The organism is Dictyoglomus sp. SSW, from assembly GCF_055181335.1.
Map to the genome: position 1 here is coordinate 452305 of NZ_CM143705.1, position 19316 is coordinate 471620.

18 protein-coding genes and 1 CRISPR repeat array are annotated in these 19316 nt (G+C 32.5%); of the genes, 9 read left to right on the plus strand and 9 right to left on the minus strand.

Annotated elements, in window-relative coordinates; all coding sequences use genetic code 11:
* Position 1 precedes the first annotated feature (1 nt).
* The 3 genes from ACY3JM_RS02060 to ACY3JM_RS02070 are packed head-to-tail and all read left to right on the plus strand — an operon-like array spanning position 2 to position 3093.
* Positions 2–1015, plus strand: coding sequence for a glycosyltransferase family 4 protein (locus ACY3JM_RS02060; RefSeq protein ID WP_463111579.1), 1014 nt, complete (start codon positions 2–4; stop codon positions 1013–1015).
* Entirely contained in the window at positions 1005–1994 is a 990-nt protein-coding gene (locus tag ACY3JM_RS02065; protein ID WP_463111580.1) for a glycosyltransferase family 2 protein, read from the plus strand. Before ACY3JM_RS02060 ends, ACY3JM_RS02065 begins: the two co-directional genes overlap by 11 nt.
* Positions 1987–3093 carry a glycosyltransferase family 4 protein gene (locus ACY3JM_RS02070; protein WP_463083134.1) on the plus strand — a complete coding sequence of 369 codons (1107 nt, stop codon included), beginning with the start codon at positions 1987–1989 and terminating at the stop codon, positions 3091–3093. The genes ACY3JM_RS02065 and ACY3JM_RS02070 overlap by 8 nt, the downstream gene beginning before the upstream one ends.
* 12 nt (positions 3094–3105) lie before the next feature.
* On the opposite strand, the gene ACY3JM_RS02075 is transcribed toward ACY3JM_RS02070, so the two are convergent.
* From ACY3JM_RS02075 to ACY3JM_RS02115, 9 genes are all read right to left on the minus strand, one after another.
* Positions 3106–4473 carry a deoxyribodipyrimidine photo-lyase gene (locus ACY3JM_RS02075; RefSeq protein ID WP_463111581.1) on the minus strand — a complete coding sequence of 456 codons (1368 nt, stop codon included), beginning with the start codon at positions 4471–4473 and terminating at the stop codon, positions 3106–3108.
* 7 nt (positions 4474–4480) lie between these two features.
* A complete protein-coding gene (locus ACY3JM_RS02080) occupies positions 4481–4933 on the minus strand; it encodes an HNH endonuclease (protein WP_463083136.1) in 453 nt (150 codons plus the stop codon).
* 6 nt (positions 4934–4939) lie between these two features.
* A complete protein-coding gene (locus tag ACY3JM_RS02085) occupies positions 4940–6211 on the minus strand; it encodes an Nramp family divalent metal transporter (RefSeq protein WP_463083137.1) in 1272 nt (423 codons plus the stop codon).
* 2 nt (positions 6212–6213) lie between these two features.
* Positions 6214–6735, minus strand: a complete 522-nt coding sequence (gene purE, locus ACY3JM_RS02090; protein WP_463083138.1) for a 5-(carboxyamino)imidazole ribonucleotide mutase — start codon at positions 6733–6735, stop codon at positions 6214–6216.
* A 307-nt stretch (positions 6736–7042) separates the two neighbouring features.
* A CRISPR array of direct repeats spans positions 7043–11016; the repeat unit is 30 nt; unit sequence GTTTCAATCCCTTATAGGTACGCTACAAAC.
* Between the two features lie 419 nt (positions 11017–11435).
* On the minus strand, positions 11436–11585 hold the full coding sequence (locus ACY3JM_RS02095; protein ID WP_148805627.1) for a YvrJ family protein: 150 nt from the start codon (positions 11583–11585) through the stop codon (positions 11436–11438).
* A gap of 3 nt (positions 11586–11588) precedes the next feature.
* Positions 11589–11924: a YcbK family protein gene (locus ACY3JM_RS02100; RefSeq protein ID WP_463111582.1), complete on the minus strand. Its 336-nt coding sequence runs from the start codon at positions 11922–11924 to the stop codon at positions 11589–11591.
* Complete coding sequence (locus ACY3JM_RS02105; protein WP_463083140.1) at positions 11917–12147, minus strand: hypothetical protein; 231 nt, start codon at positions 12145–12147, stop codon at positions 11917–11919. The genes ACY3JM_RS02100 and ACY3JM_RS02105 overlap by 8 nt, the downstream gene beginning before the upstream one ends.
* A gap of 50 nt (positions 12148–12197) precedes the next feature.
* Entirely contained in the window at positions 12198–12428 is a 231-nt protein-coding gene (locus tag ACY3JM_RS02110) for a DUF2922 domain-containing protein (protein WP_463083141.1), read from the minus strand.
* A gap of 18 nt (positions 12429–12446) precedes the next feature.
* A complete protein-coding gene (locus tag ACY3JM_RS02115; RefSeq protein ID WP_463083142.1) occupies positions 12447–12668 on the minus strand; it encodes a DUF1659 domain-containing protein in 222 nt (73 codons plus the stop codon).
* 105 nt (positions 12669–12773) lie between these two features.
* Here ACY3JM_RS02115 and ACY3JM_RS02120 point away from each other — a divergent pair, with 105 nt between their 5' ends.
* The 6 genes from ACY3JM_RS02120 (at position 12774) to pstA (ending at position 19307) form a co-directional block, all read left to right on the plus strand.
* Entirely contained in the window at positions 12774–13889 is a 1116-nt protein-coding gene (locus ACY3JM_RS02120; RefSeq protein WP_463083143.1) for a DUF4139 domain-containing protein, read from the plus strand.
* A 26-nt stretch (positions 13890–13915) separates the two neighbouring features.
* The gene (locus tag ACY3JM_RS02125; protein WP_463111583.1) at positions 13916–14689 is read left to right on the plus strand and encodes a 4Fe-4S binding protein; all 774 of its coding nucleotides are present in this window, start codon (positions 13916–13918) and stop codon (positions 14687–14689) included.
* A 16-nt stretch (positions 14690–14705) separates the two neighbouring features.
* A complete protein-coding gene (locus ACY3JM_RS02130; protein WP_463083145.1) occupies positions 14706–16253 on the plus strand; it encodes an MBL fold metallo-hydrolase RNA specificity domain-containing protein in 1548 nt (515 codons plus the stop codon).
* Complete coding sequence (locus ACY3JM_RS02135) at positions 16250–17497, plus strand: M28 family metallopeptidase (protein ID WP_463111584.1); 1248 nt, start codon at positions 16250–16252, stop codon at positions 17495–17497. Before ACY3JM_RS02130 ends, ACY3JM_RS02135 begins: the two co-directional genes overlap by 4 nt.
* A gap of 68 nt (positions 17498–17565) precedes the next feature.
* Entirely contained in the window at positions 17566–18474 is a 909-nt protein-coding gene (gene pstC, locus ACY3JM_RS02140; protein WP_463083147.1) for a phosphate ABC transporter permease subunit PstC, read from the plus strand.
* Entirely contained in the window at positions 18471–19307 is an 837-nt protein-coding gene (gene pstA, locus ACY3JM_RS02145) for a phosphate ABC transporter permease PstA (protein ID WP_463111585.1), read from the plus strand. Before pstC ends, pstA begins: the two co-directional genes overlap by 4 nt.
* Positions 19308–19316 lie beyond the last annotated feature (9 nt).

The following is a 19316-nucleotide window of genomic DNA, read 5'->3' on the forward strand; positions in this document are numbered from 1 at the left end:
TATGAGTAGATACAGGAACATTTATTTTTTATTTTATGCTCCACATTCTTTCCATAAAGGTTTGGCTGATGTTGTAGGTGCTGTAGATTTAGATATATTAAGTAATAAAAATAGTACTCTTAAAAGAATCTTTTCATATTTGAATTATACTCTTAATTCATCATCAGATGATATTTTATTATGTGAAGGAACTTTTTTAATACCTTCATTATTTAAGCTTCTTTCTATCAAAAGATTTAAGAAGACTATTATTAATATTTCAGCAGACCCTAAATTATTTTATATAAAAATAAAAAGAATGAATTTTTTAGAAAGGTTTTTGCATCTATTAGCAATACCTAAGGTAGATTTGTTTATATGTATAGGTAGCATGGAAAAAGATATTTTAAAGGAAATCTACCCTAATGCTAAATATATAGTTGTATATCCTTTTATTAATGAAGAAAGATATAAATATCTTTTGAACATTCCTATTAAAAATGAATTTAATCATAATATACTATTCATAGGAAATGGTCCAGATTACTTCTATAAAGGTTTGGATCTGTTAGTAGAGGCTTTTAAAATTGCAAAAAGAGAGTTTAAAGATTCTCAGCTTTTTATCTTAGGTAATTGGGATAATAAGATAAGAGATAAATTCAGTTGTGAAGGAGTAAATTTTGTGGGTTTTTCTGATATTTATGAATACATACAAAAAACATCTCTTTATGTACATTTAGGAAGAGGAGATACTTTTCCTGTCAGTAATCTAGAAGCTCTACTGGGGGGAATTCCATGTATAATTTCAGAATATACTGGCACAAAGGAAATAATAAGAGAATTAAGAGAAGATTTTATTTTGCCTTTGGATTCAGAAAAAGTTGCTAAAAAAATTATAGAATATTTCTACTTGCCTAAGGGTGAAAAGATTATTTTATCTTCTAAAGCTAAAGAGTTAGGTAAAAATTTTAAAAAGGAAATAGTTTTAGGGGATTTTATTAAAAAGTGGAAAGGATTGGTAAGTTATGAACTATAATGATAAAGTTTATGTGAATGTCGTTTATTACTCTGGGATTGATGATACTCTAAAGTTTATTGAGAGTTTTTTATATATTTCTTATCCAAATTTTCAATTGATTATTGTTAATAACAATCCACAGTCAAATTTAGAGAATCCTATAAAAGATTGGCTGAAAAGTAAGAACATTAGATTAATTGAGGAATATGTAGTTAATGATGAAATTAAAGAGTTTAGATTAGATTCTTTTCTTTATCCTTTAGTGTATATTAAGGTTGAAAAGAATTTGGGATATGCTAATGGTGTAAACAGAGGTATTAAATATGCCTTAGAAAAAAGAGATTTTTCTTATATATGGATATTAAATAATGATATTATTGTAGATAATGACTCTTTAAGATATCTGGTAGAGTGTGCTGAAAAATATAAGAATAGTGGAAAGAAAATAGGGATTATTGGATCTAAACTTCTCTATTACTATAATCCTAACATACTTCAGGGAATAGGTGGAAAATATAATAAGTTTTTTGCATTAACAAAACATATAGGTGGTTTTGAAGAAGATAAAGGCCAATATGACAGAGATGGAATCAAGATTGATTATGTCATAGGTGCAAGTATGTTTGTTACTAAGGAGTTTTTGGAAGACGTAGGTTTAATGGACGAACAATATTTTTTATATTTTGAAGATCTGGATTGGTCAGAGAGGGCAAAAAGAAAGGGATATGAAATAATATATTGTTGGAAGAGTAAAGTATATCATAAAGAGGGAGGAAGTATTGGCTCAGATTCGAAGGGGCTTAAAAAGAGTAAATTATCTGATTTTTATGGTATTAGAAATAGAATTCTCTTTACCAAGAAATTTTATCCGTTGTATCTACCCTTAGTTTATTTAAGTTTTATTGGCATTATTTTAAATAGAATTAGAAGAAGACAAATAGATAGATTGAAATTGATAATTAGGGCTATATTAGAGAAAGATTATAGAGATGCTTAAAATTCTTATTGATGCAAGAATGATTGATTCTTCAGGTATAGGTACATATCTTCAAAACCTGATTCCTTTTTTGAAGGAAAACCTAATTTTATATCTTTTAGGAGACAAAGAAAAAATAAATAAATATATTGATATTTCTGATGTAACTGTAATTCCCATGAAATCTTCTATATATTTTCCTTGGGAGCAAGTAGAGTATATTTTAAAAGTGAAAGATGTTGATGTTTTTTGGTCCCCCCATTTTAATGTACCTATATTTCCTGTAAGGACGAAAAAAAGAATTGTTACTGTACATGATGTTTTTCATTTAGTTTTTAAGGATTTATATAATCTTTTTGAAAGAAATTATGCTAAGCTTCTTATAAACTCCGCAGTCAGATTTTCAGATTTGATAATTACAGTGTCTCAATTCTCAAAATCTGAGATATTAAAATATACAAAGGTAAAAGGAGAAAAGATAAAGGTAATATATAATGGGATAGATACAAAGAGATTTAAAGTATGTCCTAATGAGGAAAAAATAAAGATAAAGAATAAGTATAATCTACCTGATAAATTTCTATTTTTTGTGGGAAATGTAAAACCTCATAAGAATCTAAAAGGATTATTGAGAGCTTTTGAAAGGATTATAAGAGATGAAAGGGATATATTTTTGGTAATTACGGGTAAAAAAGAGGGTTTTATAAAAGGAGATAAAGAGATTTTCAAAATATTAAATAATAAATATCTCAAGGATAAGGTAATTTTTACTGGATATGTAGACAATGAAGATCTTCCTATTTTGTATAATCTTGCTGATCTTTTTGTTTTTCCATCTTTTTATGAAGGATTTGGGCTACCGCCTCTTGAGGCTATGGCTTGTGGATGTCCTTCTGTGGTTTCTAAGATTCCTCCATTGTTAGAAGTTTGTGGTGATGCGGTATATTATGTGAATCCTTATGATGTAGAAGATATAGCAGAAGGAATTATTAGGGTTTTAAAAGATCAGAATTTAAGAGAGGAAATAAAAAGGAAAGGATACGAAAGAGTAAGAAACTTTTCTTGGGAAAAGTCTGCTATGGAACATTTAAAGACAATAAAAGATGAAGTGGGTTATTAAATATAAGGGAATTTAAATATTATTTACTCTTTCTATGTATTTTTTTATGTCGAATTTTTCTTCTAATCCCCTTTTGCTCATATATCTGACCTTTCCAAAGATTTTTCTTTCTTGAAAAGGTCTATCATGGGATCCAAGACACCAAGATATACCTGAATATCCATTAGGATCTCTACCATCTAAGGAATATTTATCATTTAAATAACAAATGAAATCAAAGGCTCGCTTGGGATGTAAGGTCCATTCGATAACTTTTTTGGCCCAATACATTCTCATATAGCCATGCATTTTTCCTGTTTTCAATAATTCTTTTTGCGCTGTATTCCAATATATATCGTGGGTTTTTGCTTTCTCCAAGTCTTCCAAATTATAGATATAATCTCTTTTATCAGAGAGATGTTGCTCCAAGGTATATTTAGCCCATTCTGGAATGCCTTGATATTGGTTATAAAAAGGATTGTAGTAACAGAAATTTCTTGCAAGCTCTCTCCAGATAATTAATTCATTAAAAAAGCTTTGGACATTTTCGTCATTAAAATCATAATTTTTAAGAACTTCAAGGACAATTTTAATGGGAGATATCTGTCCAAAATGTAAATATGGACTTAGATTTGATTGATAATCATATGCGGGATTAGATCTTAATTCTTTATATTTATATAGTTTGTTTTCTATGAAATCTTTCAACCTTTTTTCTGCTTCATCGCTTCCGCTCTTAAAATATTTCTCAACTGTTGATACTGAATTGTCAATAGATAATATCTTTAATATTTCATCTACATTTTGAATTGATAAAGGATTAAAGCCAAAATCATATCCATATGATTTAACTTTTGGTGTTAACTTTTCTAAGGGTTTGAGATATATATTTAATAAATTAAAAATCTTAGGCCTTATAGTCGAAGCATAGGTTTCTTGTTTTGAAGAGGCAATTTCAATAGGTACAATTACATCACTTTCTATTTCAAATACTGAGACTTCAGAATTGTCTGCTATCTCTTTATTTATTTTTCGAGGATGCCTTAAATATCCTTTATCTAATATGACAGCCACATAATTCTGGGAGCTATTTATTACTTTCTTGTAAGGGGGGCTAATCTTTTCAATGATAAATTGAATGCCTCTTTCTTCTATATTTTTCTTTGTCTTTAATATACCTTCTAACATAAATCTGTAATATCTAATATTGGAAAACTTATACATGTCAGAAATCGGAAAATATACAACTAAAGGCTTTTTCAGTTGATTAGAAATATATACTGAAAATTCTAAACTGTGATTTTGGTCTTCTCTTTGACTTAATGACATATAATATAAGACAAATTTACCATTTTTATTTATATCTTTATTGTTAATTTTTCTTATTCTCTCTTTATCCATATTTTTATTAATCTTTCGATTTTAATATGCTTATATCTATGATCCATTCATATCTTGATCTCTCATTAAATTTTTGAATTGCTTCTTTTTTATGTTCTTCAAAAGTTGTTCTATTACAATTATTTACTTCCATAAAATGATTTATAAGATCTTCCAGTTTTATTTTACCTTCGCTTGCAAGTATAGTGGCCATTCCCCAATGTTTTATCAGATGACAATTTTCACAAAGAGCCATAAATCCCTTTAACTTTAAGATATGATTCTGGTCATCATATTCCCATACTTCGTGACAGTGGAGTTTACCTCTTTTACCACATATGCTACACTTGTAATTTGCCCTTCTAAATACTTCTTTTCTTATTCTATCCCATACTTCCTTAGGTAGATATTTTCTAAGATTTTCTCCCCAAGCACTTTCTGGGACGGGCTCTATTGTTAACTTTAAATCCTTTTTTGTCATTAATTATTAAAATAAGTTAATACCAATCAAGCTAAGAAGTAAAATAAGGTTCAAAATTGTAACTATTGTACCGATTAAAATGAGTATTGCATTATCCCACTTAGAATTCGCAAATTTACCCATCACATTTCTTGATGAGGTCAATTTTATAAGGGGAAAGATGGTAAAGGGAAGTTGAATACTTAGCATTATTTGGCTCCATATAAGTCCTTGGAATGGATCAGATATGAAGAAAAGTATAAGTAAAGCACCTATGAGGGTTATGGATATTCCTATACGAGTATGATTATCTTTTAGATCAAAAGGCTCATGGGATATTCCGGCCCATATACTTCCACCCGCCATAGCTGCTGTTATGGAGGATGAGAATCCGGAAAATAAAAGAGCTACTGCAAAAATCGTAGAAGCTAAATTTCCAAGGAGAGGTTTTAAGGTTATGTAGGCTTGGGGAAGTTCTGTAATTATGGTGTTATTCTTATAAAAGGTTTCTGCTGCAATAAGAATCATAGAGCTATTTATAGCCCATCCTACAATCATAGCTAATATGGTATCAAGGTATTCATATTTTAATTGCTTTTTTATTATATTTTCTTCTTCTAAGTTCCACTGTCTACTTTGAATTATTTCCGAATGTAAGAATAAGTTATGAGGCATAACTACAGCCCCCATAACACTCATAATTATGGGGATAGAATTAGGAGGAAAGGAAGGTACCGTCCAACCTATAACTGCACTTTTCCAATTAATTTTTACTAATGATAATTCGAATAAGAAAGAAAGACCTATAAGCGATACAAATCCTATAATATATTTCTCAAGTTTTCTATAATTATTTGATATCAACATATATATTACAAGGAGTGTCGTAAGGGTTGCACCTATATTGATTGGAAGATTGAAAAGCATATTGAGGCCTATTGCTGCCCCTAAGATTTCTGCAAGAGCGGTGGATATAGAGGCAAGCATTGCTGTAATAAGTATGAAATAACTTGTTTTCTTTGAAAAGTATTTGGCTACTGATTCAGAAAGACATAGACCAGTAGCAATCCCAAGGTGAGCTGCATTGTGTTGTAGAAATATGAGCATGATGGTAGAGAGGGTTACCATCCAAAGTAAAGTATATCCAAATTGAGAACCTGCTGACATATTAGAAGCCCAGTTTCCAGGATCAATAAAACCTACTGTTACAAGAAAGCCTGGTCCAATGTATTTTAATATCTCTAAAGCACCCAGACTGGGTTTGTGATTTCTAAATAGATCTTTTATTTTATTTAGCATGTTTAATTATTCTTCTCTAAATACTTTTTATATCCTAAACTTTCTAATTCTTTTGCTTTATTCTCTACTTCTTCTTTCATTTTTTCTTTGTATTCTTTCATTTTTTCTCTTAATTCTGGATATTTCACTCCTAATATCTCAATTGCTAAAATCCCTGCGTTCTTTGCTCCATTTATGGCAACAGTGGCTACAGGAATTCCAGAAGGCATCTGTACTATAGATAAAAGAGAATCTAAACCATTCAAAGATGAGGTCTTTATAGGAATACCAATTACGGGTAGAGGAGTAAGGGCAGCAATAACTCCTGGGAGATGAGCTGCACCTCCTGCAGCAGCAATTATTACTTCTATACCTCTTTTTTCTGCTTCTTTTGCATATTGAAAAGCTCTTTCTGGAGTTCTATGTGCAGAAAGTATAGTTATTTCGAAAGGTATTCCAAATTTTTCTAAGATCTCAGCAGTCTCTCTAACTACAGGAAGATCACTATCACTTCCCATAATAATTCCTACTAAAGGTTTATCCATGAAGTACACCTCCACAACTTTTTTAATAATAATAATAACTTATAACTATTTTTAAATGCAATATTTTTATTATTCTTTTTCTCCTCATTTTCTAATCAATCATTAATTTTCATTCTGTGTTTCTTTTTCTTACCTTCTATTTTAATTCTCTTGATTTCCTCTTCAATATTTTAACAAGCTATCATATGGAAATACTGCCCATAAAGCGAAGCTTAAATTCTTCTTTGGTCTCTTCTCGGTACTTTTTTAACCTTCTTCACAATTCAGTTTATTATATATTTTTAATACTACTTTTATAATCTTTGCGGTTTCAATCCCTTATAGGTACGCTACAAACTGGAATTGCGGTAAGGAAGGCACAAAATATGTGGTATGTTTCAATCCCTTATAGGTACGCTACAAACGGGATGAAGCAGGAGATCTTTCTGAAGAGCACAGTGGTTTCAATCCCTTATAGGTACGCTACAAACGACAACTACAAAAATGGAGCTCAAAGTACGACTGGGTGTTTCAATCCCTTATAGGTACGCTACAAACCTTGGGAGGCCGCAGAGGTCTCCCAAATCCCAGCAGGAGTTTCAATCCCTTATAGGTACGCTACAAACCAATAAGGAGGTTTTTGAAATGAGGAAGAGAGAGATTTGTTTCAATCCCTTATAGGTACGCTACAAACGCGGGAAGACTTATTTAGGTCCTATTTGGCTAGCAAAGTTTCAATCCCTTATAGGTACGCTACAAACATCTTTGCAGTTCTCCCACTCCCAGCACTGGTCGCAGTTTCAATCCCTTATAGGTACGCTACAAACTATAGGAAACATCTTTTTTTGTAGGTAGTTGACATAGTTTCAATCCCTTATAGGTACGCTACAAACAGGTTTGTTGTTTCTATCATAGGAGAGGATAGGTAGTTTCAATCCCTTATAGGTACGCTACAAACTCACCAAAACTGTACATGGACATAAGGGATCTGTACAGTTTCAATCCCTTATAGGTACGCTACAAACAAGAAGGGACTTTCTATCAACCCTAAAAGCCAAATTAGTTTCAATCCCTTATAGGTACGCTACAAACCCAATCCCATCTCATCACACAATCTTCTTGTGTGAGTTTCAATCCCTTATAGGTACGCTACAAACTGGGAAGCTTTTCTGCAAGACTGGGAAGAAACGCAGTTTCAATCCCTTATAGGTACGCTACAAACTCTTTTCATTTTTAAAAACCTCCCTTTTTCAAATTTGTTTCAATCCCTTATAGGTACGCTACAAACAAATTCGAATATGTATATTTGCGAAAGAGAGAAAAAGTTTCAATCCCTTATAGGTACGCTACAAACCTTACATATGTGAGCCAATCCCCGAAAACGGGGAATTAGTTTCAATCCCTTATAGGTACGCTACAAACCGTGTTTTCCGTTTTCGCAAAAAGAAAAAAAATAAAGTTTCAATCCCTTATAGGTACGCTACAAACTTTTTCACCTCCTTTTCTTTTATGAGAATATTTCTTGTTTCAATCCCTTATAGGTACGCTACAAACAAGAGGATACAGGTTTCAAAAAGGAGTTTCGGGAAAAGTTTCAATCCCTTATAGGTACGCTACAAACAAATCTGGAAAGAGAGCTTGCGAGAACAAGACATATGTTTCAATCCCTTATAGGTACGCTACAAACCTCTTAGAGAGAATTACAAAAAGATACAATAGTTTTTAGTTTCAATCCCTTATAGGTACGCTACAAACAAATAGAAGAGATTTCAGAGGAAGCAGGAATAGACGGTTTCAATCCCTTATAGGTACGCTACAAACCTATTGACAGAAAACAAAATTGAAGGAGGGATAGAAGTTTCAATCCCTTATAGGTACGCTACAAACTTTTACCCATATGTTATCACACCCACATTTCATATGTGTTTCAATCCCTTATAGGTACGCTACAAACCACGCCAGGACTTCTTTGTCTTCCGAGGAGGTCTCGGGGTTTCAATCCCTTATAGGTACGCTACAAACCAAGATTTCGAAAAGGAGTTTCGGGAAAATAAAAGAGTTTCAATCCCTTATAGGTACGCTACAAACTGGGAAAAGGCGGATGAGTATGTAAGGCGCTCCAAATGTTTCAATCCCTTATAGGTACGCTACAAACTTTGTTTTTAAGCCTGAATAGTAAACTTCAAATAACGTTTCAATCCCTTATAGGTACGCTACAAACCGGTTGAGCATAGACTCGCTGATCTCTTCAAAGCTTTGTTTCAATCCCTTATAGGTACGCTACAAACATCAAATGTCTCTTCTACAAAGTCTAAGAAATAGTTGTTTCAATCCCTTATAGGTACGCTACAAACCAACTTGAAGTAGTGTTTAAGGTAGGAGGGAATGGAGGTTTCAATCCCTTATAGGTACGCTACAAACGGAATACCCCTCGAGAATTTTTCAACATTCCTAATGGTTTCAATCCCTTATAGGTACGCTACAAACATACTCCTGCACCAAGTTCCCTAACCTGTTGGGTAAGTTTCAATCCCTTATAGGTACGCTACAAACAAAGAAAGAAGTTTATTATTGGGATCATAAAAAAAGAGTTTCAATCCCTTATAGGTACGCTACAAACCTCTTAGAGAGAATTACAAAAAGATACAATAGTTTTTAGTTTCAATCCCTTATAGGTACGCTACAAACAAATAGAAGAGATTTCAGAGGAAGCAGGAATAGACGGTTTCAATCCCTTATAGGTACGCTACAAACTTTTACCCATATGTTATCACACCCACATTTCATATGTGTTTCAATCCCTTATAGGTACGCTACAAACCACGCCAGGACTTCTTTGTCTTCCGAGGAGGTCTCGGGGTTTCAATCCCTTATAGGTACGCTACAAACCAAGATTTCGAAAAGGAGTTTCGGGAAAATAAAAGAGTTTCAATCCCTTATAGGTACGCTACAAACTGGGAAAAGGCGGATGAGTATGTAAGGCGCTCCAAATGTTTCAATCCCTTATAGGTACGCTACAAACTTTGTTTTTAAGCCTGAATAGTAAACTTCAAATAACGTTTCAATCCCTTATAGGTACGCTACAAACCGGTTGAGCATAGACTCGCTGATCTCTTCAAAGCTTTGTTTCAATCCCTTATAGGTACGCTACAAACATCAAATGTCTCTTCTACAAAGTCTAAGAAATAGTTGTTTCAATCCCTTATAGGTACGCTACAAACCAACTTGAAGTAGTGTTTAAGGTAGGAGGGAATGGAGGTTTCAATCCCTTATAGGTACGCTACAAACATAACAAAGTTTGGGATATTTCTGTAGAGTTCGAACGTTTCAATCCCTTATAGGTACGCTACAAACATGCGTTTCCTTTTTCCGCCCAGACAGGCGGAAAAGGGTGTTTCAATCCCTTATAGGTACGCTACAAACCATAAATACGGAAATGGGGCGTCATATGTAGCCGGGCGGTTTCAATCCCTTATAGGTACGCTACAAACAAACGCGGTGCAAGGTAATATCTATATTCGCGAGTATGTTTCAATCCCTTATAGGTACGCTACAAACCATTTTTCTATCCCTCCTTGTTTTTTTGTTTCTGTCAAGTTTCAATCCCTTATAGGTACGCTACAAACTTGAAGGGATGTGTGGATTTCTACAGGGAAGGAGGATAGTTTCAATCCCTTATAGGTACGCTACAAACGAGAGTGGAAAGATATCATTCACGGTAGCAAGAGAGAGTTTCAATCCCTTATAGGTACGCTACAAACGGGTACGAGGGTATACAGAGTCAGATTACGAGTTGCGTTTCAATCCCTTATAGGTACGCTACAAACTGTCAAGTCTTAAAATCCAAGTGCCTTTGTGATATGTGTTTCAATCCCTTATAGGTACGCTACAAACTGCTATAGAATAGTTGTAGAACAACTAAGAGGAGGGTTTCAATCCCTTATAGGTACGCTACAAACCTGGCGCAAAATCTATAAGATCTACTTCTCGGTTCATGTTTCAATCCCTTATAGGTACGCTACAAACTCTTCCATATTGCAACACTAAAAGTATTAAAATTATGTGTTTCAATCCCTTATAGGTACGCTACAAACTACTACATTTCCATTCTTCAAAATGCGCATCTGTACAGTTTCAATCCCTTATAGGTACGCTACAAACAGTAAAAAAGTAAAATATGAATATAGCATTTCGAGGATGCACGAGTTTCAATCCCTTATAGGTACGCTACAAACATGCCCACTTTTACACACCTCCTTTAGGCATGGGTATGTTTCAATCCCTTATAGGTACGCTACAAACCCGTAGAAAGGGCTAAAAAAGATCTCTCTAAAAATCACTACCCTTATAGGTACGCTACAATTTTGTTGGTAGTATAGCATGAGAAAAATTAGATGTAAATAGGTTTTGATGTGAAAATTTACATTTCTGTCGATCCTCCAGGGTTTTGGGGTTATCGGGGGTAGACTGTAAAAATAGTTTTTAAGAATAAGCTAAAATATTTTCTAATAGGGTAAAGAACTATTTATGAAAAATTTTTAGGTTAAAAATCATTAAGAAGTTAGTAAATATCAATTCTAGCAATAAAAGTGTGTTGCTCTTAATTGTTACATTTTTTGTCGATCTTAAAGAGTTTTTGAGAAATCTTATTTTTCTTTGAGTTTATATGTAACAAAATATCAGCCTGAGATATTTAATTGATCCCAGGCTGATTTTATGGTTTAATTTTTAGATAAGCTAAGTATTGCTTGGGATAGTTCATTGATAGCTTTTGTTAGGTTTTCAAGTCTTGTCTCTATTCTTAATAAAAGTATTAAAGACACAACTATGGGAAATCCAAGATTGCTTATTAATTGATATATATCTTCCAAGGCTTACACCTCCATATGGATATATTTCTTTTTTTCGTCAAGTTTAACGAAGGAGAATTTTAATTTTTTTGCTATGTTATATACTTCTTGTAGATCTGTGGCTGTGATATCACAAGCAAGTCCTTTCATATGTTTTGAATTTGGTACTCCTCCTACTTCTTTGTTGTGTTTTTCACAACGATATCCACTTGTAATTTTTATTTTACCTTTTACCATGGCAGATAATTTTTCCATTTCATCAAGAAGAGATGGGTGTATTATTACCTTTTTACAACATGGGCATTGAAAATCTTTAAGGTAGAAGTTTTTAGATATTTTAATATCATTTATTTCAGGCATTTTTGTCCTCCTTATGTTCAAGTCCTATTATTACTTTTGAGATAATCAATGGGATTAGATGTTTTTCAAAAAATATGGGTAAACATTCTGGACATACAGGATTTTCATCTATAAAAAATACAAAATTTTTCTTTTGGCCACATATTTTGCATGTATAGCTTGGAAAGGTTTGATATAAGAAGCTAAATTTAAATTGTACTCTTTTTACTAAGTTTTCAAACATATTTAACTCTCCTTTTTTTTGGGTGGAGGTATTACCTCCACCCTTTAATTTTAGTCGTAGTAATCGCTAATATTCGTTTCTATTATTCTTGCGTCAACTTTTTCTACCAGATCTCCTGTTTTTCCTTGAAATATATTTTGATTTATTATTGTGTCCATAGCGCTTAAAATCTGGGATTCTGTTAAGTCATCCTTAGGATCAGAAATTCTTATGGTAAAGTTGCTTCCTCCACTGTCTCTAAATATCATTCTCACATATTTTCTTGTGGAATAAGTGGCCATCTTTATACCTCCTTATTTTTAGATTTCAGATAACTCTTCATCATTGGTTCTTACAACTTTAACTAGTGGAAATTTTTGAAGGGATCCCAAAGCTTGAGCTACTGTATATACTGCCTCATCTGGTACATCTGCTTTTACATTGTTGAAGCTTCTGTTTCTTAATACGGGGTTTCCTTGCTGGATTCCTACCTGTACTCTAAGAATAAGTCGGGAATTATAAGGTAAACTTTGTACTGCCATTTTTTTACCTCCTTTCTTTTGGGATTCTATTAAATAAATCCTAAGAGTGGGTGACATAAAAATATGTTATAATTTAGAAAATTTCTTTATAGGGGGTAAATAATAATGAAAAAAATATCCATATTTTTGATTATTTTTATGCTTTTTATTCTCTCCTTTTCCTTTTCTCAGAATTTAATTGTTTATCAGAGAAATTTTGCTGTAGTATCTCTTGAAAAAGAGGTAAAACTAACAAAAGGAGTCAATTTTATAGCCTTAGATGAAGTTCCTCAGAGCGTAGGTGCGGGGAACTTTTTTATATATTCAAGTAAGGGAAATAGAATTTTGGAGGTATTGTATCCTCCATCTGGTATTTTTATCTATTCTTCTGAAGATATGATTGATACTTTAAAGATTGTTTATATTCTTCCAAATATTAATTGGAATGCTGTTCATTCCTTTTTTATTGATAAAGATAAATTAAGATTTTCTTCTGATATTTATCTACAAAATAAATCTGATATGAGTTTTCAAAAAATAAAGCTTTCTGTTTTGGCAGGGGAAATAAATATAGAGAGAGGACCTCAGGAAATGCTACAGGAAAAAGGTTTAAGCGTTCTTGCTATGCGGGTTCCCTCTGAGACAGAGTTAAAAGAAGTAGAAGGTTATAAATTATTTGATCTTTCAGGTGAATATAGTTTAGCTAAAGGGGGTACGAAAATTATCCCTATTATAGATGCAGAGATAAATAATGCTATTAAGAGATATGCTTTTCAAAATGGAAAAGTTTATATTTTATGGAATATAGAGAATAAAAAAGAGAATGGGCTTGGGATTCCTATACCTATGGGAAGTCTTAAAATTTTTGAAATGGTAGGAAATAAGGTAATCTTTTTAGGGGAAAGCAGTATACCCAATATAGCAGTTGGAGAAAAAATAGAAGTAATACAAGGAATTGATTTTGATATAAAAGGAGAGAGAAAGGTTTTGGAGAGTAAGCAGAGAGTTGAAGGAAAATATGAGATAAAGGAAGCAAAGGTTTCAGTAGAGATAAGAAATAGTAAAAAGGAGGATGTGACTGTAGAGGTAAAGGAATATATTTATGAAGATAGTGTGGAGATTGTTTCTTCTAATTTCTCTTATGAGAAGATAGATAAAAATACTTTTGTATTTTATGTAAAGGTGAAGGGAGAGAGTTCTGCCACATTGATTTATAATTATACTTCAAAAAGGCTTAGATAATGACTTTTTGTAGTATAATTTATCTCATGAAGAAAAAGAGTATATCTAAAAAACGGAGTCTTTGGCAGATAATAAGTCTTCTTATTGTGAATTCCTATTTTTTAGCTCCTTGGGGTAAGCATATACCTGTGCCAGTTTTTAATTGTTATTCTTGTCCATTAGCAAGTTTTGCTTGTCCTATTGGTACTCTTCAGCATTTTATAGTGCTTCATCAATTTCCCTTTTTTACTCTTGGTATTCTTTTTCTTTCGGGTTTACTTCTTGGGAGATATTTTTGTGGCTGGCTTTGTCCCTTTGGTTTTATTCAAGACCTTCTTTATAAAATTCCAGTGAGAAAGATAAGGATAGAAAATAGATTTGCTACTTTTATAAGATGGAGTATTCTTATTATTCTTGTAATTTTGATCCCCTATTTTACTCTTGAACCATGGTTTTGTAAGCTTTGTCCTGCAGGCACCTTGGAGGCAGGAATACCTCAAGTCTTAATACATCCACCTCTTAGAAATCTTATTGGTTTTTTGTTTGCCATTAAGATTCTATTTCTTATCTTATTTATTGTTTCTTCCATGTTTATATCTCGTCTTTTTTGTAGATTTATATGTCCTCTTGGTACTATCCTTTCTGTTTTCAATAAAATTTCCTTTTATCATTTAGAAGTAAAGCCCACCTGTCCTTCTTGTAGTTTATGTAAGACAAAATGTCCTGTAAATATAGAGGTTAATAAGGATCCTAATTCTCCTCATTGTATCAGATGTCATGAATGTTTCATTTGTGGACAGGTAGAATGGAAAATTAAATAGTAAAGAGGGTGATACTTTGATAATAACTTTTTTAGGGGCTGCAGGCGAGGTTACAGGCTCTTGCTTTCTCTTGGAGAATAATAAGAAATATATTGTAGATTGTGGTATATTTCAGGGAAAATCTGAAAATGAAAATGCAGTACCTTTTACTTTTGATCCTAAGGAGATTTCTGGAGTAATTCTTACTCATGCCCATTTGGATCATTCGGGAAGGATTCCTAAGCTTGTAAAGGAAGGATTCAAGGGTAAAATATACGCTACCTATCCTACTATAGAACTTTGTGAAATTCTATGGCTGGATACTGTAAAACTTATGAAAGAGGAAGTGGAAAGAATAAATAGGAAAAATCTTAGATCGGGTAAGCCTCCTATAGAGCCTCTTTATACAGAAAAAGAAGTAGAAATGGCCATGAAGCTTTTTGAACCAGTGCCTTATGATGAAATGTTAGATCTTAATGATATAAAGGTTAGGTTTAGGGATTCTGCCCATATTCTTGGCGCATCCTCCTTAGAGGTATGGGGAGATAATACTAAGATAGTTTTTTCTGGAGATATAGGGCCACAAAACAATGTAATGGAAGGAACTCCACCTATTATTGAGGGAGCAGATTATGTAGTAATTGAATCTACCTATGGTGATAGACTTCATAAGTCTTTGGAAGATACGAGAAAAGAATTTGAATCAGTTATCTTAGATGCTTTAAATAGTGGAGGTAAGGTACTTATACCTTCCTTTGTGGTAGATAGGGCTCAAAGGGTAATATATGAAATTATGCTTTTATCCTATAAATACCCAATCTTAACAAAAATTCCTATATTTTTTGATAGTCCTATGGGAAAAAAGGTAACAGAAGTTTATGAAAGGCATAGTAATCTTCTTTCGGGAGAAATTCAGAAATATTTTCTTGAAGGAATAAGCCCTTTTCAATTAAAAAATTTAAAATTTTTGTCTACTCCTGAGGAATCAAAAAGTATAAATGATCTTGATATAGGAGTTGTTATTGCAGGAAGTGGAATGTGTACGGGAGGAAGAATTCTTCACCATTTGAAACATAATTTGTGGAAAGAAAATACCCATTTGATTTTTGTAGGTTATCAGGCAGAGGGGACATTGGGAAGAAGGATTGTAGATGGCGAGAGGAAGGTACATGTGATGGGAGAGGAAATAACAGTTAGGGCTAAAATTCATACCATAAATGGATTTTCTGCTCATGCAGATCAAAAGGATCTTTTAACTTGGACAGATAATTTTCAAGGTGATCCTACTTTTATCATAGTTCATGGAGAGCCTAAGGCTTCTCAAACCCTTGGACAGTTATTACAACTTAGAGGAAGAAAGACTATTATTCCTACCTATGCCCAAACCTTAGATTTAGAAAAGAAAGAAATTATAACTCCAAGGGTTACTCCTAAAATTGATGTGTATTCTTTGATCTCTGATTTAGAGAATTACATTGAAAAATTTAAGTCTCAGACAATTCCTCAGGATATGGATACCTATTCTCTTTTAAATTCTGCCTTGATACTTCTTAAAGAGATAGATAAAAGGAGTACAAACGCATGAGAATTATAATCTTGATTTTATCCTTTTTTCTTCTTTTTATTTCCTCTTTATCTTCTTATGTTAAGGGAGATTATGCACTAAATGTGATTTATGAACTTTCTGATAAAAAATATATGGGTAGACAAGCAGGTACATTAGAAAATAGGGAGGCTATTAATTTTTTGTCTTCGGAATTAGATAAGATAAATGTTAGTAATTATTTTTTGCAAGATTTTCCTGTAGAAGTTTATGAGCTAAGGGATATGCCCGAATTTGCTATAAAGTATAATCAGGAGTTAAAGAAATTTAAATATAGGGAAGATTTTAGAGATAGATTTTCGGGAAGCTGGAAAGTAGAAGCTCCTATTGAAGGGGATGTTAAAAATATTAAAGATAGTTTTTGGCTTACAGATTATAGGAATGGAGTTACGAAGTCTCAGGTTGTTGCCTCTATTTATGGTGCAAAGGGAGTAATATTGGGTATACCAAAGGATATGACGGAATTGATTTTTGAAAAATCCTTGTTCTTTCAAAATAGTAATCTACCTGTAATCTATATTTCTTCTCAAATATTTCAGAATATAAAGGATCTTTTAGATAAGAAACAAAAAGTAATAGGTTATTATAGGATTGAATATGATAAAAGATTAGAGAAAGCCTATAATCTTATTTTTTATGTACCATCAAAGATAAAAAGTGAGAAAGTTTTATTAATTTCTGCCCATGTAGATCATGTGGGAAAAGAGCCTGATAACACCTTTTTTCCAGGTGCCAATGATAATGCCTCAGGCGTTGGGGTTTTAATGGAGATAGCAAAATTAATATTGGAAAAAGGTAATGATTATCCTTTTAATATATTATTCTTAGTGACAAATGCAGAGGAGAAGGGACTTTTAGGAGCAAAATACTTTGTGGAAAATTCTCCTATTCCTCTTGAAAATATATTTTTAAATGTAAATTTAGACTGTGTAGGAAGGGGAAAATTCTTAATAGTAGGTTATAATACGTATGCTGAGAAATATATTAAAAAATTGAGTGTACCTGCAAATTTTGTAGAGAATTATTATCTGTCCGATTCGGATCAATATATCTTTCATCTTCTTAAGATTCCTGTTTTCTTTTTTATAAGAAGTGATTCAGAGGGATATATTCCTGATCTTCATCAAAAGTCTGACACAAGAGAAAAGATAAAAAGAGAAAATTTGGTGGAGACAATGGATTTGTTTTTTAACATATTAGATGATATTACTTTAAAATTTTTTTAATTTACTTTACGATTGATTTTTCTAAAATTAAAATAAGGGTAGTTTAGTTTTTATGGGTGAAGAAATATATGAGTAAAAGTATAGGAGATAAAATTTTTAAAGGTCTTGCCATTTTTGCAAGTCTTCTACTTGTTATTCTTGTTATATCCCTCTTTATATCATTAGTTATTTATTCTATCCCCAGTATAAAGAAATTTGGATTTAAATTTGTAATAGATAAGATATGGGACCCTGTGGCAGATAAGTATGGTGCTTTACCTGCTATATATGGTACATTGGTTACATCTTTTCTTGCTCTTCTTATTGCCTTTCCTATAAGTATTGGAATTGCTATATTTATCTCGGAGCTTGCTCCTATTTTTTTAAAACGTATTTTTTCTTTTATTATTGAGCTTTTAGGGGCAATACCAAGTTTAATTTATGGTATGTGGGGACTTTTTGTTTTAGCTCCCTTACTTCAACTTAAGATAGGTCCTTTTATTCAAAGAATCCTTGGATTTTTACCATTCTTCCAAGGATATCCTATGGGAGTAGGTTATCTTACTGCTGGAGTTGTTCTTTCTATTATGATCATTCCAACCATATCTTCTTTGTCTCGTGAGATATTAATGGCAGTCCCTATGGATCAGAGGGAGGCAGGATATGCTCTTGGTATGACTAAATGGGAGGTTATATCAAAGGTAGTTTTGGGTAATGCAAAGTCAGGAATTTTTGCAGCAGGAATTTTAGGGCTTGGTAGGGCTCTTGGTGAGGCTGTAGCTGTAACTATGGTAATTGGAAATTTTCATGATATATCCATATCCCTCTTCTCTCCTGGAGTTACTATAACCAGTGTAATTATAAATCAGTTTGCAGAGGCAACAGGTGAGTTAAAGCTTTCTGTACTTATGGAACTCGCTTTAATTTTATTCTTAATCACTTTTCTAATAATGGGGTTTGCTCGATACTATATATTGAAGAGGATTGTTAAAGAATGAATTATAGGACAAGAAAGATAATAAATAGAGTAATGTTAACCATAAGCATGATAACATTCCTTATTGGATCTTTATTTCTTTTTTGGATTTTAGGGGATGTATTTATAAAGGGTATTAGATATATAAATTTCAGTCTTTTTTTAGAGCTTCCCAAGCCTCCAGGTGTTCCGGGTGGTGGAGTTGCAAATGCTATTGTAGGTACATTAATTCTTACTTTAGTGGCATCTTTAATTGGAGTGCCTATAGGTATGATGATTGCTATAGCTATTACAGAATATCATTTAGGAAAGCTTGCATGGTGGGCTAAATTTTTAACAGAGGTACTTACCAGTTTTCCAACTTTAATCATAGGTGTCTTTGTTTATACTATAATTGTTATCCCTATGAGGACCTTTTCAGCTCTTGCCGGAAGTATAGCTTTATCTATAATAATGCTTCCTGTTATAGCTAAATCTACAGAAGAATCTTTAAAAATGGTGCCTATCTCTGTAAGAGAAGCAGCTTATGCCTTGGGAGTGCCAAAGTGGAAAACAATTTTGAGAGTGGTTATTCCTTCTGCATCCAGTGGTATAGTAACAGGAATAATGATCGCAGTAGCAAGAGTTATGGGAGAAACTGCGCCTTTACTTTTTACTTCATTTAATAATGTATATTGGAGTCTTAGCTTGACTAAGCCAATTGGAAGCCTTACTGTAACCATCTTTAATTATGCCACATCTCCATATGATGATTGGAGAAATAAAGCTTTTGCATCAGCCCTTGTTCTTGTTACTATTATTTTGATTTTAAATATAATTGCCCGAATATATGCGAGTAAAAAAGGAAAACATTAAGGGAGGAAT